Source organism: Pseudolysinimonas sp., assembly GCF_057350545.1.
In genome coordinates this window covers 1-14,737 of the sequence record NZ_JBMRCP010000077.1, presented here as the reverse complement: position 1 = coordinate 14,737, position 14,737 = coordinate 1, and the positions used below count along the sequence as shown (strand labels likewise).

Annotated in this window: 20 protein-coding genes and 1 tRNA gene; 11 read left to right on the top strand and 10 right to left on the bottom strand. The window is 69.3% G+C overall.

Features of this window, described 5'->3' with window-relative positions; translation table 11 throughout:
• The coding region (locus ACO1X9_RS11095) for an ATP-binding protein (protein WP_486350896.1) at positions 1–311 on the top strand (311 nt) is incomplete at its 5' end.
• A 111-nt stretch (positions 312–422) separates the two neighbouring features.
• Here the strand turns inward: ACO1X9_RS11095 and ACO1X9_RS11090 are convergent.
• Positions 423–671 carry a WhiB family transcriptional regulator gene (locus ACO1X9_RS11090; protein WP_486350895.1) on the bottom strand — a complete coding sequence of 83 codons (249 nt, stop codon included), beginning with the start codon at positions 669–671 and terminating at the stop codon, positions 423–425.
• A gap of 263 nt (positions 672–934) precedes the next feature.
• Here ACO1X9_RS11090 and ACO1X9_RS11085 point away from each other — a divergent pair, with 263 nt between their 5' ends.
• Positions 935–1,249 (top strand): hypothetical protein, encoded by a 315-nt coding sequence (locus ACO1X9_RS11085; protein ID WP_486350894.1) that lies wholly within the window; start codon positions 935–937, stop codon positions 1,247–1,249.
• Here the strand turns inward: ACO1X9_RS11085 and ACO1X9_RS11080 are convergent.
• Positions 1,224–1,703 (bottom strand): peroxiredoxin, encoded by a 480-nt coding sequence (locus ACO1X9_RS11080; protein WP_486350893.1) that lies wholly within the window; start codon positions 1,701–1,703, stop codon positions 1,224–1,226. The genes ACO1X9_RS11085 and ACO1X9_RS11080 overlap by 26 nt on opposite strands.
• Before the next feature lie 86 nt (positions 1,704–1,789).
• On the opposite strand from ACO1X9_RS11080, the gene ACO1X9_RS11075 reads away from it, so the two are divergent.
• A tRNA-Lys gene (locus ACO1X9_RS11075) sits at positions 1,790–1,862 on the top strand.
• Between the two features lie 53 nt (positions 1,863–1,915).
• On the opposite strand, the gene ACO1X9_RS11070 is transcribed toward ACO1X9_RS11075, so the two are convergent.
• Genes ACO1X9_RS11070 through ACO1X9_RS11055 form a run of 4 tightly spaced genes read right to left on the bottom strand, consistent with a single transcriptional unit; the run spans position 1,916 to position 4,645 of the window.
• Positions 1,916–2,314: a hypothetical protein gene (locus tag ACO1X9_RS11070; RefSeq protein WP_486350892.1), complete on the bottom strand. Its 399-nt coding sequence runs from the start codon at positions 2,312–2,314 to the stop codon at positions 1,916–1,918.
• Complete coding sequence (locus ACO1X9_RS11065; protein WP_486350891.1) at positions 2,311–2,571, bottom strand: hypothetical protein; 261 nt, start codon at positions 2,569–2,571, stop codon at positions 2,311–2,313. Before ACO1X9_RS11065 ends, ACO1X9_RS11070 begins: the two co-directional genes overlap by 4 nt.
• 9 nt (positions 2,572–2,580) lie before the next feature.
• The gene (locus ACO1X9_RS11060; RefSeq protein WP_486350890.1) at positions 2,581–3,036 is read right to left on the bottom strand and encodes a hypothetical protein; all 456 of its coding nucleotides are present in this window, start codon (positions 3,034–3,036) and stop codon (positions 2,581–2,583) included.
• A gap of 58 nt (positions 3,037–3,094) precedes the next feature.
• Positions 3,095–4,645 (bottom strand): amino acid permease, encoded by a 1,551-nt coding sequence (locus tag ACO1X9_RS11055; protein WP_486350889.1) that lies wholly within the window; start codon positions 4,643–4,645, stop codon positions 3,095–3,097.
• A 190-nt stretch (positions 4,646–4,835) separates the two neighbouring features.
• Here ACO1X9_RS11055 and ACO1X9_RS11050 point away from each other — a divergent pair, with 190 nt between their 5' ends.
• The 6 genes from ACO1X9_RS11050 to ACO1X9_RS11025 all read left to right on the top strand — a co-directional run bounded on the left by ACO1X9_RS11050 (position 4,836) and on the right by ACO1X9_RS11025 (position 10,137).
• A complete protein-coding gene (locus ACO1X9_RS11050) occupies positions 4,836–6,194 on the top strand; it encodes a glutamine synthetase family protein (protein WP_486350888.1) in 1,359 nt (452 codons plus the stop codon).
• Positions 6,191–6,940 (top strand): gamma-glutamyl-gamma-aminobutyrate hydrolase family protein, encoded by a 750-nt coding sequence (locus ACO1X9_RS11045; RefSeq protein WP_486350887.1) that lies wholly within the window; start codon positions 6,191–6,193, stop codon positions 6,938–6,940. Before ACO1X9_RS11050 ends, ACO1X9_RS11045 begins: the two co-directional genes overlap by 4 nt.
• Entirely contained in the window at positions 6,937–8,292 is a 1,356-nt protein-coding gene (locus ACO1X9_RS11040; RefSeq protein WP_486350886.1) for an aldehyde dehydrogenase family protein, read from the top strand. Before ACO1X9_RS11045 ends, ACO1X9_RS11040 begins: the two co-directional genes overlap by 4 nt.
• Before the next feature lie 70 nt (positions 8,293–8,362).
• Positions 8,363–9,136, top strand: coding sequence for a 3-oxoacyl-ACP reductase (locus ACO1X9_RS11035; RefSeq protein ID WP_486350885.1), 774 nt, complete (start codon positions 8,363–8,365; stop codon positions 9,134–9,136).
• Positions 9,137–9,148: 12 nt separating this feature from the next.
• Positions 9,149–9,871 carry a FadR/GntR family transcriptional regulator gene (locus tag ACO1X9_RS11030; protein WP_486350884.1) on the top strand — a complete coding sequence of 241 codons (723 nt, stop codon included), beginning with the start codon at positions 9,149–9,151 and terminating at the stop codon, positions 9,869–9,871.
• A gap of 23 nt (positions 9,872–9,894) precedes the next feature.
• Positions 9,895–10,137, top strand: a complete 243-nt coding sequence (locus ACO1X9_RS11025; protein ID WP_486350883.1) for a hypothetical protein — start codon at positions 9,895–9,897, stop codon at positions 10,135–10,137.
• On the opposite strand, the gene pcp is transcribed toward ACO1X9_RS11025, so the two are convergent.
• The 4 genes from pcp to ACO1X9_RS11005 are packed head-to-tail and all read right to left on the bottom strand — an operon-like array spanning position 10,134 to position 12,241.
• Complete coding sequence (pcp, locus tag ACO1X9_RS11020) at positions 10,134–10,775, bottom strand: pyroglutamyl-peptidase I (RefSeq protein ID WP_486350897.1); 642 nt, start codon at positions 10,773–10,775, stop codon at positions 10,134–10,136. The genes ACO1X9_RS11025 and pcp overlap by 4 nt on opposite strands.
• Entirely contained in the window at positions 10,772–11,116 is a 345-nt protein-coding gene (locus ACO1X9_RS11015; RefSeq protein ID WP_486350898.1) for a hypothetical protein, read from the bottom strand. Before ACO1X9_RS11015 ends, pcp begins: the two co-directional genes overlap by 4 nt.
• Positions 11,116–11,307 carry a hypothetical protein gene (locus tag ACO1X9_RS11010; protein WP_486350882.1) on the bottom strand — a complete coding sequence of 64 codons (192 nt, stop codon included), beginning with the start codon at positions 11,305–11,307 and terminating at the stop codon, positions 11,116–11,118. The genes ACO1X9_RS11015 and ACO1X9_RS11010 overlap by 1 nt, the downstream gene beginning before the upstream one ends.
• 46 nt (positions 11,308–11,353) lie before the next feature.
• The gene (locus tag ACO1X9_RS11005) at positions 11,354–12,241 is read right to left on the bottom strand and encodes a sugar phosphate isomerase/epimerase family protein (protein WP_486350881.1); all 888 of its coding nucleotides are present in this window, start codon (positions 12,239–12,241) and stop codon (positions 11,354–11,356) included.
• A 124-nt stretch (positions 12,242–12,365) separates the two neighbouring features.
• Here ACO1X9_RS11005 and otsA point away from each other — a divergent pair, with 124 nt between their 5' ends.
• Both otsA and otsB read left to right on the top strand, forming a co-directional pair.
• Positions 12,366–13,853, top strand: a complete 1,488-nt coding sequence (gene otsA / locus ACO1X9_RS11000; RefSeq protein WP_486350880.1) for an alpha,alpha-trehalose-phosphate synthase (UDP-forming) — start codon at positions 12,366–12,368, stop codon at positions 13,851–13,853.
• Positions 13,850–14,665, top strand: coding sequence for a trehalose-phosphatase (otsB, locus tag ACO1X9_RS10995; protein WP_486350879.1), 816 nt, complete (start codon positions 13,850–13,852; stop codon positions 14,663–14,665). The genes otsA and otsB overlap by 4 nt, the downstream gene beginning before the upstream one ends.
• Positions 14,666–14,737: the final 72 nt, after the last annotated feature.

Genomic DNA, 14,737 nt, shown 5'->3' with positions numbered 1-14,737 from the left:
GCGCCTACGCCACCCCGCTGGCGCTCGCCCTCACCGAACTCGTCACGAACGCGGTCGAGCACGGCCTCGCGGGCCGCGCCGATGGCAAGGTCGACATCGCGGTCAAGCGCACCGAGGAGGCCATCACGATCCGCGTGCGCGACAACGGCGTCGGCCTGCCGGAGGGCAAGGTCGGCTCGGGTCTCGGCACGCAGATCGTGCGCACCCTCATCCAGGGTGAGCTCAGCGGCACGATCGACTGGCACACCCTCGAGGGTGAGGGCACCGAGGTCACGATCGAGGTGCCGCTCTTCTGGCTCAACCGCGGTTGAGCAGCGCTTGGCTGGAGCCATGCGCGATCGGACCCGAATCGAGGAGGGTCTAGCCGCGCCTGAGCGGGTCCAAGCGACGCCGGGATGCGGTGGGGCGCGATGCGGTGGGGCCTAGGAGGCGCGACGGGCGCGGGCGGCGCGGCGCTTGAGGGCGCGACGCTCGTCTTCGCTGAGGCCACCCCAGACGCCGGAGTCTTGATTCGTCTCGAGGGCGTACTGCAGGCACTGCTCGGTGACGGAGCACCGCGCGCACACCGTCTTCGCCTTGTCGATCTGGTCGACGGCGGGTCCGGTGTTGCCGACCGGGAAGAAGAGTTCCGGGTCTGCGGTGAGACAGGCGGCTTTGTCACGCCAATCCATGGTGGTGCTCCTTTGTTGTTGCTGACGCTGTGCGCTGTGGGTTTTCCGCGCATGGTCGAAGTGAGAACGAAAGGATTGGGGGGTCGGCCTTCCGGACTCACCTACGACTCTGTAGGCGTCACATCAACCGTGGTCCAGGGTTCCATACTTGATGCATCGAATCAATAGGTGATCCTTCAGCTTCCCGTCACCGCCCGGCAACCATCTGGGCCCTGACGGCGGTCGTCGGCGTCGAGCTGCTGGCCTCGCTCGCGCTCTTCGTCGTGCTCCTCGTCGAGGTGCTGACCGACCGTCCGGCCTCCCTCGGCACGGCCGTCGCCCTCCTCGTCGTGCTCGGTCTCGCGGTCGCCGCGCTCGGCGCCGTGCTCGCGGGCGTGTGGCGCGGGCGAGCCTGGGTGCGCGCGGCGGCGGTCGTCATCCACGTGCTCATCGCGGCGATCGGCGTCGGCGCGCTGCAGGGCGCGTTCGCTCAACCCGAGTGGGGCTGGCCGCTCGTCATCGTCGGGATCGTCGGCTTCGTGCTGCTCATCTCGAAGTCGGCGGCGGGCTGGCTCAGCCGGCGAGACGAAGCTTCTTGAGCAGCATGGCGACGTGCCCCGTCGCCTTGATGTTGTAGAGCGGCATCAGGATGCGGCCGTCCTCGTCGAGCACGAACGTGGCCCGGATCACACCCGTGACGGTGCGTCCGTAGAGCTGCTTCTCGCCGTAGGTGCCGTAGCGCTCGTGCACCTCGCGGGTCGGATCGCTGAGGATCACCTGCGGCAGCTTCTCGTCGCTCGCGAACCCGGCATTGTCGGCGGGCTCGTCACGCGAGATGCCGACGAGGCGGTAGCCGGCCTTCTCGAAGACAGCGAAGTTGTCGCGGAAGTCGCACGCCTGGCTCGTGCACGCCGGGGTGCCGGCTTCGCCGTAGAAGTAGACGATGGTCTTCGACCCGCGGGTGCTCGAGAGCGTGAACGGCGCGCCGTGCTGGTCGGGAAGCGTGAAGTCGGGGGCGAGTGCGCCCTCCTGGAGTCGCACCTGGTCGGCCATGACTCTCACCCTACGGGCGGCCCGACCCGGTGTCGGGCGCCGCGATTTCGTTGTACACTCGATCTTCGGTCCGCTCGTCGGGCTGCGCACCTCTAGCTCAATTGGCAGAGCAACTGACTCTTAATCAGTGGGTTCCGGGTTCAAGTCCCGGGGGGTGTACGGATCGGCCCTCGAAGCTCTCGCCAGCGACGGGGGCCTTTCTGCATCCAGGCTCAGAGGATCGTCGGCGGCGGGGTCGAGCCGGTTTGCGTCTCCCCGCGACCGTCGTCGGGCACCTGCTCGAAGTGATTGCTCAGCGCGGCGAGCTGCGAGGCATCCATGAAGATCTGCAGCCGCTTCTTGCGCGCCCGTTGGACGAGCGCCCCGCCGACGACGAGCAGCAGGATGCCGAGGATGCCGACGCCGACTCCGCCGAGGTCGGCCCAGTCGGCCATCGTGTACCAGAAGCCCTCCATCGCCCAGCCGAACCACGGCACGATGAAGTACCAGAAGGCGCCGGCGAGAACGCCCGCGGCGCCGAGCAGCACGAGCACGACGCCGCCGATCGTGCGCGTCACGGCGACGACGGGTGCGGCCTCCTCGTCGAGGGGAGACGTCTCGGGGTTCGTCATCCGAGTCGCCGCTTCAGCTCGTCGATGTCGCGCTTCGACTCGCCGAGGCCCTGGCCGGTGAACTCGCGCCACAGCTTGATGGCTTCGATGAGGCGTCCTTCGCGCACGAGGTCGATGACGGCCGACGGGGGAGAGTCGATGCTCGGCGTCCCCGGCGACGCGACCGGGATACCGGAACGGTAGTAGAGCTGCTCGACGAGGTGCGCGAGCCGCGCGACCTCGGCCTTCAGGTCGGAGAACTCCTGCTCGGTGGGCATGCCCGCAACTTAGCGGTCGGCGACCTCGAACGGCAGTACCCCGTCGTCCGGCATCGGCAGCACCCCGTCGTAGGGCGTCATGAGTCGCCATCCGCCGCCCTCGGCTCGCGTCAGGAACAGGATGAGCTCGCCCTCCGCGTCGAGCGGATCGCCGTCGGGGTACTCGCCCGCGTCGCCCATGCAGGTGAGCGGCGTGGAGGCGACGTCGATCGTCGCCCCGGGATCGGAGCCGCCGAGCACCTCGAGCACGTCGATGCGGTGCACGGGCGCGGCGACGCCGTAGAGGTCGCGCAGGCCGACGACCTCGCCCGCCGAACCGCGTACGACGAGTCGCGCGTCGTCGTAGGCATCCTGGGGCGTCTCGTAGTCGACCCACGAGACGCAGGTGTGCTGCGTGATGCAGCCGGTGAGAGCACCGCCGAGCAGCACGGCGACGAGCGCCACACGGGTGGTGCGCATCCTCATGACGACGGCCTCCCTCCGCCACAACGTAGGCGGAGGGAGGCCGTCGGCGGTAGTGCAGCTACTTCTTGCCGGTGCCCGGCACCTCGCCCTCCATGGCGTCGTAGCCCTCCTTCTGCGGGTCGCCGTGCAGGCCGCCCGAGAGCGCGTACTCCTCCTCGGGCGAGAGTACGAGGCGGTGACGTCCGTAGAGGGCGAAGCCGATGAGGATGAGCAGGTACACGGCGATGATCGCGATGATCGCGATGCGGTACGGCTCCTGCACGAGCAGTCCGACGAAGATCGCTGCGGAGATGAGCGCCGCGATGACCGCGCCCGGGATGCCCCACGGGCTCTTGTACGGACGGCTCGCGTTCGGGAAGCGCCGGCGCAGCAGGATGAACGAGATCATCTGCATGAGGTAGGCGAAGACCGCACCCCACACCGCGATGTTGAGCACGATCGCGCCCGCGACGCCACCCGCGCCCTCGTTCGACTTCGACAGCAGGTCGACGGCGAGGAGCGCGACGAATCCGATGACCGCGCCGATGAGGAGCGCGATCCACGGCGTCTGCCGCTTGCCGGTGAGCGAGAAGAACTTCGGGTAGTAGCCGGCTCGCGACAGCGAGTACATGTTGCGCCCGTAGGCGAACATGATGCCCTGCAGCGACGCGAGCAGACCGACGAGGGCGAACAGCGCGAGGAGCGCCGCCACCTGGTCGCCGACGATCGCACGGAACCCGTCGAGCAGCGGCTCGCCCGACGCACCCGTCGCCTCGGCGCCGAGCACGCCCGTGTTGAGCACGAGCACGAGGATGCCGGTCGCGATCAGCGTGCCGCGCGCGATGAAGCCGGCGCGCGGGATGTCCTTCGTCGGGTTGTGCGACTCCTCCGCGGCGAGCGGCAGCTCCTCGATGCCGAGGAAGAACCACATCGCGAACGGCAGTACGAAGAGGATCGCGAGCGGACCGCCGGGCAGGAACGTCGACGAGCCGGCGGCCTCCGGGTCGGGCGCGATGTTGAACAGGCTGGCCCAGTCGACGCTGCCCGTGACGAGAGCCATGATGCCGAAGACCACGAGGATGCCGATCGAGATGATCGAGACGATGATCGCGAACTTGAACGAGATGCTCGCACCCGCCGAGTTGAGGGCGATGAAGACCGCGTAGAGCACGATCCACCAGATCCACATGTTGTCGCTCAGGTCGAAGCCGAGCAACTCGGCCGTGATCCCGTTGGCGTAGCTCGCCGAGAAGAACACGATCACCGCCGTGGTCGCGACGTACTCGATCGTCTCGGCGAGCCCGGTGACGAGACCGCCCGTCGGCCCCATCGCCGATCGGGCGAACGAGTAGGCGCCGCCGGTGTGCGGCATCGCGGCCGCCATCTCTCCGATGGAGAAGATCAGGCCGTAGTACATCGCGACGAGGATGACGAAGGCGATCGCCATGCCGCCGAAGCCGGCGGTCGCGATGCCGAAGTTCCATCCCGAGAAGTCGCCGGAGATGACGGCGGCGACGGCGAGACCCCACAGGCCCCACACGCCCGCGGTGCGCTTCAGAGAGCGCTTCGCGAAGTACTCCTGGCCGGCGCTCGTGTACGTCGCGCCGCCGGCCTTCCTCTGTTCAGCCATGAACGATCCTTCCGAAACCAACGGGGGTACGCGAGGCGGCCGGGACTCCGGCGTCCGCGCTTGGTGACGAGAATGGCCCTCATTGGTACCCGGTGTCTACCTTTGGATGTGAACGACTTGTTACAGATGCTCGGGTCTTGACGAGAGCCCTACGCTGTAATGGTCGAGTCCGCGACCGCGAGGAGTAGCCATGGGAGTCCGCTCCGGGAATCTGACGATCGACGAGCTCAACGCTCTGATCGACAAGAAGCAGATCGACACCGTGATCCTCGCCTTCGCCGATATGCAGGGCCGGATGGTCGGCAAGCGGGTCTCCGCGCGGCTGTTCCGCGACGATGTCGCCGCGCACGGAGCCGAGGCGTGCAACTACCTGCTCGCGGTCGACGTCGAGAACAACACCGTCGGCGGCTACGCGATCTCGTCGTGGGAGACGGGCTACGGCGACATGGTGCTCAAGCCCGACTTCGACTCCCTGCGCCTCATCCCGTGGCTGCCCGGCAGCGCGCTCGTGATGGCCGACCTCACCACGACCGACGGCGTGGGCGTCGACGTCAGTCCCCGCGCCATCCTCAAGCGTCAGATCGATCGGCTGGCCGAGCTGGGCCTCGTACCGTTCGTCGGCACCGAGCTCGAGTTCATCGTGTTCGACGACTCGTTCCGCGACGCGTGGGCGAAGGGATATCGCGACCTGACCCCGGCGTCGGACTACAACATCGACTACGCCCTGCTCGCGTCGACCCGCATGGAGCCGCTGCTGCGCGACATCCGTCTCGGGATGGAGGGCGCCGGCATGTACTGCGAGGGCGTCAAGGGCGAGTGCAACCTCGGCCAGCAGGAGATCGCCTTCCGCTACACGGAAGCGCTCGCGACGTGCGACAACCACACGATCTACAAGAACGGCGCGAAGGAGATCGCCGACGCGCACGGCAAGTCGCTCACCTTCATGGCGAAGTTCAACGAGCGCGAGGGCAACTCGTGCCACATCCACCTCTCGGTGCGCGGCACGAACGGCGAGGCGGTGATGGCTGACGGCGACGGGATGTCGAAGCTGGCGAAGCACTGGACGGCCGGGCTGCTGAAGACGATGCGCGAGCTCACGCTCTTCCTCGCGCCGAACATCAACTCCTACAAGCGCTTCGTCGAGGGCTCGTTCGCCCCGACCGCGATCGCGTGGGGTCACGACAACCGCACGTGCGCACTCCGCGTCGTCGGCCACGGCCCGGGCCTGCGGGTCGAGAACCGGGTGCCCGGCGGCGACGTGAACCCGTATCTCGCGGTCGCCGCGATCATCGCGGGCGGCATCCACGGGATCGAGAACGAGCTCGAGCTCGAGCCGATGTTCACCGGCAACGCCTACGTCTCCGACAAGCCCCGCGTGCCCACGACGCTGCGCGAGGCGGCCGAGCTGTTCGCCGCGTCCGACATCGCGCGGGAGGCGTTCGGCGAGAACGTCGTCGCCCACTACCTCAACAACGCGCGCGTCGAACTCAAGGCCTTCGACGCCGCGATCACCGACTGGGAACGCATCCGGGGGTTCGAGCGCCTGTGACCGACACGACCGACACGACCAAGCCCGTCATCGGGCTGACCACCTACAAGCAGCGCGCGCAGACGGGCGTGTGGGACACGACTGCGGCGTACCTGCCCGCCGTGTACTTCGAGGCCGTGCAGAAGGCGGGCGGCATCCCGGTGCTGCTGCCGCCGCAGCCGATCGACTCCACGGGCGCCGACCGCGTGCTCGACGGACTCGACGGGCTCATCATCACGGGCGGCGGCGACGTCGAGGCGGCGCGCTACGGCGCCGAGCCGCACGAGAAGGCCGACAAGCCCAACCGCGAGCGGGATGCCTTCGAGGAGACCCTGCTGACTCGGGCCATCGACCGCGAGCTGCCGTTCCTCGGCATCTGCCGCGGGCTCCAGCTGCTCAACGTCGTGCGCGGCGGAACGCTGCACCAGCACCTGCCCGACCTCGTCGGCGACGACCGGTACAACGCGGGTGACGGGGTGTTCGCCCCGAACGACGCCTCGGTCGACGACGGCACGAAGCTCGCCGAGCTCGTCGGCGCCGGCACGATCACCGGCAAGAGCTACCACCACCAGGCCGTCGATGAGCTCGGCACGGGCCTGCGAGCCACCGCGCATACCGAGGACGGCACCGTCTACGCGGTCGAGCTGCCCGACGTGCCGTTCGGGGTCGCCGTGCAGTGGCACCCGGAAGAGGACGCCGCCGAGGATGCGCGCCTGTTCGCGGGGCTCGTCGAGGCGGCGCGCGCCTATGCCGGGAGGCTTCCGTGAGCACCACGACGATCATCAACCCGGCCGACGAGTCGGTCATCGCCGAGGTCGCGCACACGCCGCTCGACGAGGTGGATGCCGCGATCGCCCGGGCGGTGCGCGCCCAGAAGGCGTGGGCCGCCCTCGCCCCCGCGGATCGCGCACTCGCGCTACGCCGGTTCGCGGCGACCGTCGACGCGCACCTCGAGGAGTTGGCCCTCCTGGAGGTACGCAACTCAGGACATCCGATCGGTTCGGCCCGCTGGGAGGCCGGTCACGTGCGGGATGTCCTGAATTACTACGCGGGCGCCCCCGAGCGGATGATCGGGGCTCAGATCCCCGTCGCGGGCGGCATCGACGTGACCTTCCACGAGCCGATCGGCGTCGTCGGCATCATCGTGCCGTGGAACTTCCCGATGACGATCGCGTCGTGGGGGTTCGCGCCGGCGCTCGCCGCGGGGAACGCTGTACTGCTCAAGCCCGCCGACTGGACGCCGCTCACCGCGATCCGCCTCGGCGAGCTCGGCCTCGAATCGGGATTGCCCGAGCACCTCTTCCAGGTGCTGCCGGGCCGCGGCTCGGTCGTGGGGGAGCGGTTCGTCACGCATCCGGACGTGCGCAAGCTCGTGTTCACCGGCAGCACCGAGGTGGGCAAGCGCGTCGCCGCGGGCGCCGCCGAGAACGTCAAGCCGGTCACTCTCGAGCTCGGCGGCAAGAGCGCCAACATCGTCTTCGCCGACTCCGACCTCGAGAAGGCTGCGGCAACGGCGCCGGGGTCGGTGTTCGACAACGCCGGGCAGGACTGCTGCGCGCGCTCCCGGCTGCTCGTCGAGCGCTCGGTGCTCGAGAGATTCCTCGAGCTGCTCGAGCCCGCGGTGACGGCGTGGCGCGTGGGCGACCCGATGGACGAGGCGACCGAGATGGGGCCGCTCGTCTCGGCGGCTCACCGCTCCTCGGTGGAAGGTTTCCTCGACGGGGCGAACGTCGCCTTCCGCGGCACCGCCCCTGAGGGCAAGGGCTTCTGGATGGCGCCCACCGTGCTGCTCCCCGCTCGTGACGACCGCGTGGCGATCGACGAGATCTTCGGTCCTGTCGTGTCGGTGCTGCCGTTCGACGACGAGGCGGATGCGATCGCCCTCGCCAACTCGTCGATCTACGGGCTCTCCGGCTCGATCTGGACGCGCGACCTCGGCCGCGGCATCCGCGTCGCGCGCGGCGTCGAGAGCGGCAACCTCTCGGTGAACTCGCACTCGTCGGTGCGCTACACGACCCCGTTCGGCGGCTTCAAGCAGAGCGGCCTCGGCCGCGAGCTCGGCCCCGACGCCGCCCTGCACTTCACCGAGACCAAGAACGTCTTCTTCTCCACCGACTGACAACCCCTCGCGGGTTGAGGAGCGCCCGGCGCAGCCGGACGCGTCTCGAAACCCCCACCAAGGAGCACACATGGACCTCACGCAACGCCTCGCCGGCAAGGTCGCCGTCATCACCGGCGGCGCCTCCGGCATCGGCCTCGCCACCGCCCGCCGCTTCGCCGCCGAAGGCGCGCGCGTCGTGATCGGCGACCTCGACCCAGCCACGGGAGAGGCCGCCGCCGCGGAGGTCGGCGGGCTGTTCGTTCGGGCCAACGTCGCCGACAAGGCGGACGTCGACAACCTCTTCGACACCGCGGCGGCAGAGCTCGGCAGCGTCGACATCGCGTTCAACAACGCCGGCATCTCGCCCGCCGACGACGACTCGATCGAGACGACCGAGCTGGATGCCTGGGACCGCGTGCAGCTCGTCAACCTCACGAGCGTCTACCTCTGCTCGCGTGCGGCGCTGCGCCACATGGTGCCGCAGGGTTCCGGCTCGATCATCAACACGGCATCCTTCGTGGCGGTGCTCGGCTCCGCGACGTCGCAGATCAGCTACACGGCATCCAAGGGCGGCGTGCTGGCCATGACGCGCGAGCTCGGCGTGCAGTTCGCGCGGCAGGGCATCCGCGTCAACGCGCTCTGCCCCGGACCGGTCAACACGCCGCTGCTCAAGGAGCTGTTCGCGAAAGACCCGGAGCGTGCGGCCCGCCGGCTCATCCACGTGCCCGTCGGGCGCTTCGCCGAGCCCGAGGAGCTCGCGGCCGCGGTCGCCTTCCTCGCGAGCGACGACGCGTCGTTCGTGACGGCCTCCACGTTCCTCGTCGACGGCGGCATCAGCGCCGCCTACGTGACACCGCTCTGATCAACTGGTGACATGACGAACCCGACGGAGTCGCTCATCGACGGTGCGGTCTTCCGCCCCGTGCGCAGCGGCAACGCGCTCGAAGACACCGTCGGGCGTCTCATGCAGACCATCCGGCTCGGGGTCGTCGAACCGGGCAAGGCGCTGCCGGCGGAGCGCGACCTCGCCGCGCGGTTCTCGGTGTCGCGCGACACGGTGCGCGAGGCGATCCGCGAGCTGGCCGAAGCGGGCTACCTCGTGGCGAGACGCGGGCGCTACGGCGGCACGTTCGTGGCGGATCCGCTGCCGCCGCCGCCGTCGGAGCTCGCGGTCGTGCCGAGCGCGCCGGAGGTCGAAGACCTGCTCGGATTGCGCGAGATCCTCGAGGTCGGTGCCGTCCGCGCTGCCTCCACCCGCAGCCTCGGCGCGGAGGAGCGCGCGCTGCTCTGGACCCGTCTCGGCGAAGTGCAGGCCTCCTCGCCCGACGACTACCGCCGCCTCGACTCCCGCCTGCACCTCGCGTTCGCCGAGATCGTCGGCGTGCCGTCGCTCGTGACGCTGCTCGCCGACAACCGGTCGCGCGTCAACGAGCTGCTCGACACCTTCCCGTTGCTCGCGCGCGCGATCGAGCACTCCAACCGCCAGCACGAAGCCATCGTGTTCGCGATCCTCGCCGGCAACGAGCAGGGCGCCGCCGAGGCGATGCGTGAGCACCTCGAAGCCTCGGGCGTGCTCCTCCGCGGCTTCCTCGCGTAGGTCCGCCCCGCTACCCTCACCCCATGGACGGGCTCCTGATCAGCGCTGCCGTGATCGGCATCCTGCTCCTCGCCGGCGGGGTCGTGCTGCTGTTCGCGTCCGAGCGTCTCGCCACGCACCTCAACGACCGGAGGCGACTGCTCGCGGATCCGCCGCCGCGGAAGGTCTCGCCGGTGCTGTTCCGCGCGATCGGTCCGCTCGTGTTCGTCGCGGGCCTCGTGATCGTGCAGATCTCCGTCGGCACGATGCTCGACGCCGCGTTCTAGGAGAGGGTGCCGCCGGGGACGCGCAGGTCGGCATCTCGTGAGAGCGCCGTGCGCACGACGATGTCGAGGGCGTCGGCGATCGCGTCGAGAGGCAGCGAGGGGCTGTCGGGTGCGACACCATCCGACGCGTACGGAACGTGCACGAAGCCGCCGCGCATCCCGGGGCGCGACTCGAGCGCATGCATCAGCAGGTAGAACACGTGATTGCAGACGAACGTACCCGCGGTGTGGGAGACACGGGCCGGGATGCCGCGCTCGCGGAGGGCGGCGACGGCGGCCTTCACCGGCAGCGAGCCGAAGTAGGCGGCCGGGCCGCCCGGGGCGAGGGGCTCATCGACCGGTTGAGCCCCGGCGTTGTCGGGGATGCGCGCGTCGTCGAGGTTGATCGCGACGTTCTCGAGACGGATGTCGGGGTCGCCGCCCGCGAGGCCGACGCAGATCACGACATCGGGGGAGACCTCCGCGAGCGCCGCCTCGAGGTCCTCACCGGATCCCGCGAAGGTGACCGGCAGCCGCCGCACGTGCAACTCGGCGGGGCCGTCCCAGCGGGATGCCAGCAGCTGCACGGCATCCCACGAGGGATTGGTGGTGTCGCCCCCGAACGGCTCGAAGCCGGTCAGCAGGACGACGGGGGTCAGGATGCCGCCGGGGGCTTCGGCGTGCGGGTGCGGGTCGGCTTGGTGCCGGCCGGCACGTTCGGCGGCGTCGGGTCCGGCGTCGTCGGCGTCGGCGTCGTCGGCGTCGGCGTGGGCGACGCCGCGGGCGCGGAGGTCGCGGAGGCCGATGACGACCGGTGCGAGTCGAGGTAGTGCTGGTGTGCCTTGGTCGCCACGAGCAGGTACCGCACGAGCAGCACGATCACGACCACGAACGCCGCGAACAGCACGAGGCCGAACAGGAACGAGCCGATCGTCCAGAACCAGTGGAACCCGAAGCCGGGGCCGCCGGGCACGAGGGGGTTCACGTCGGGGTAGTCCATCACCATTCCTCCAGTTCGTCGTCCTTCGCCCGATCCGCGACCGTACCGATCGCGATCGCGACGTTGATGCCCCACGAGACCCACATGAGGACGAGTTTCCAGTCACGGGGGCCCTGGCTCGTGGTCTTCGCGAGGCCGACCGCGCCGAAGAGCGCGCTCAGCACGCTGAAGTTGAAAATGAACTTGCGCACGCGTCCACGGTACCCCGGTGACGCGTCGGCGCCACAGGGTTGACGATCACGCGGTCGTGCGGGAAGCCTTCCGCGCGCGACGCACGCTGCGGGCGTTGATCTTCTGACCGCCGCCGACGCTGAGCGGCTCGCGCGTCGCGTGCTCCTGGCCGAGATGCGTCCTCGCGAAGGCCGCCGTTTCGACGAGCATCTCGAGCCGCACGCGTGGATTGCGCACGTGGTGGAGACCGACCTCGGCCACCACGTGCCCGGTGAACCGGTTCTCGGCGAGCAGCTGCAGAACCTCGGCGACCGGCTCGGTGCCGCGGCCGGGAAGCAGGTGCTCGTCTTTGAGATTGCCGTCGTGCACCGACCTCTTGCCGTCGCACAGGTGGATGTGGCGGAGCTTGTCGCCCATCGCCATCGCATACTCGAGCGAGTCTCGCCCGGTGAGGGACGCGTGCGAGAAGTCGAGCGTCATCGCGTCGACGTCGAGGTCGAGCGGGTCGGGACTCGGGGCGTACGCCTTGAGATTCTTGTGGCCGACCTTCCACGGGAACATGTTCTCGACGCAGATCTCGACGCCGGTGTTCTGACCCGTCTGGCGCACGATGCGCTCGAAGTTCCGCGCGTAGTTCGCCTCCCAGCGGAATGGCGGGTGCACGACGACCGCCGACGCGCCGACCTCCGCGGCGAGCTGCGCCGACCTCTCCAGCTTGACCTGGGCATCCCGGCCCCAGACGAACTGGGTGAGGAACAGCGACGGTGCGTGGATGGAGAGGATCGGCATCGAGTACCGCGCGCTCAGGGCCTTCAGCGCGGCGGCATCCCGCGTGACGGGATCGGTCGTGACCATGACCTCGACGCCGTCGTAGCCCGCGAGCCTGGCGAGACGGAACGACTGCTCGACCCCCATGGGGAAGTTGCAGGAGGTGCTCATGCCGATGGAAATCATTGCCGTACAACCTAACCCGGTCGTGTGTCGCCCGTGTGACGAAATCGGGAACGTCCGCCGTAGCGGATTCGGAGCCCTTCCGCCACCCGAGGGGTCGACGCCGCCGCACTGCTACCGTCGAAACGTGACCGACGAGAAGTTTGCCTTCGTCGTCGTCTCCAACCGCCTGCCGGTCGACCGTGTGGTCGCTGAGGACGGCTCCGCCGCCTGGAAGCAGTCGCCGGGCGGTCTGGTCACGGCGCTCGAGCCCGTCATGCGCCAAACCGACGGCGCATGGGTGGGCTGGATCGGCAAGCCCGATGAGAAGGTGCGACCCTTCACGCACGAGGGCATCCGCATCGTCCCGCTCGCCCTCTCGGCCCAGGAGGTCGAGGACTACTACGAGGGCTTCAGCAACGACACCATCTGGCCGCTGTACCACGACGTCATCGTGCCGGCGACCTACCACCGCGACTGGTGGGACTCCTACGTCACCGTGAATCAGCGGTTCGCGGATGCCGTGGCCGGCGTCTCGTCGAAGGGTGCCACGGTCTGGGTGCAGGACTATCAGCTGCAGCTCGTCCCGCGGATGCTGCGAGAGTTGCGGCCCGACCTCGTCATCGGATTCTTCAACCACATCCCGTTCCCGGCCTACGGCCTCTATTCGCAGCTGCCCTGGCGCACGCAGGTGCTCGAAGGGCTGCTCGGCGCCGACGTCGTCGGCTTCCAGCGCGTGTCGGATGCGGGCAACTTCTCCCGCGCCGTGCGGCGTCTGCTCGGCCACACGACGAAGAGCCCGATCATCGAGGTGCCCGCGACCGGCGACACCCCGGCACGCGACGTCGTCGCGCGGGCCTTCCCCATCTCGATCGACGTCGAAGCGTTCGAGAAGCTCGCACGCTCACCGGACGTGCAGGAGCGGGCGAAGCAGATCCGCGCCGACCTCGGCGACCCGAAGACCGTCATCCTCGGGGTCGACCGCCTCGACTACACGAAGGGCATCGCCCACCGCCTGAAGGCGTTCGGCGAGCTCATCGACGACGGCCGCCTCAACGTCGAAGACGTCACCCTCGTGCAGGTCGCGAGCCCGAGCCGCGAGCGGGTCGAGTCGTATCGGCACCTGCGCGACGAGATCGAGCTCACCGTCGGTCGCATCAACGGCGACTTCGGCACGATCGGCCACCAGGCGGTCAACTACCTGCACCACGGCTTCCCGCGGGAGGAGATGGCGGCGCTCTACCTCGCCGCCGACGTCATGCTCGTCACCGCGCTGCGCGACGGCATGAACCTCGTCGCGAAGGAGTACGTCGCCGCGCGCTTCGACGAAGACGGGGTGCTCGTGCTCTCGGAGTTCGCCGGAGCGGCCGACGAACTCAAGACGTCACTGCGCATCAACCCGCACGACATCGACGGGTTGAAGGATGCGATCATGCAGGCCGTCGAGATGACGCGTTCCGAGCGGCGCAAGCGGATGCGGTCGCTGCGCAAGCGCGTGCGCGAGAACGATGTCGGCCACTGGTCGCGCAGCTTCCTGCGCACCCTCGCCGACACGCAGGACGGCCGTCTCGAGGGCATCGACCTCAACCCGCTCGGCGACCTGGAGTGGACGGTGGATCGTCCGCCGAGCTCGTGAGCGACCCTCGGCACCGCGTCTCGACGACTCCGCTCCCGGAGTCGCTGCTCGCCGCGCTGCGCGAACTCGCGCACGCTCGTCGGCTGCTCGTCGCCCTCGACTTCGACGGCACACTCGCCCCCGAGGTCGACTCACCCGAGCACGCGCGCGCACTGCCGGAAGCCCGTGAAGCGGTTCTCGCCTTGCTCAAGATGCCGAACACGCGCGTCGCCCTGGTCTCCGGTCGGGCACTCGGGTCACTCATCGACGTCGCCGACCTGCCCGACACCGTTCTGCTCGTCGGGTCGCACGGGATCGAACTGCGGCTCGACAACCCCGACGATCGCATCGCGCTCGACACCGCCGAGATCGAGCAGGTCGAGGTGCTGCACGAGGTGCTCGGCGAGGTCGCCGACGAGTTCGACCAGGTGTGGCTCGAGACGAAGCCCGCCGGGTTCGCCCTGCATACACGTCTCGCGACCGAGGAGAACTCGCGCCTCGCCCACCTCGTCGCCCTGTCGGAAGCGCAGGCCGAGATCGAGAACCTCACGGTGCGCAAAGGCAAGAACGTGCTCGAGTTCGCGGTGCGCTCCACCACGAAGGGCGAGGCGGTCGAGCACCTGCGTCGCTACACCGCGGCGGATGCCGTCTTCTACGCCGGCGACGACGTCACCGACGAGGATGCCTTCGCCGCCCTCCTCCCGCACGATGTCGGCGTGAAGAGCGGATCGGGCGCCACCGAGGCCGCCTTCCGCGTCGACGGCCCCGACGAGATCGCCGACGTGCTCGCCGCCCTCGCCCGCTTCCGCTCCGGTGACATCCACGAGCAATAGCCCCCCCCGCGGGTTGAGTGCCGCGCGCAGCGCGGTGTATCGAAACCGCAGGGCGCGGATGCTCGCGGGTTG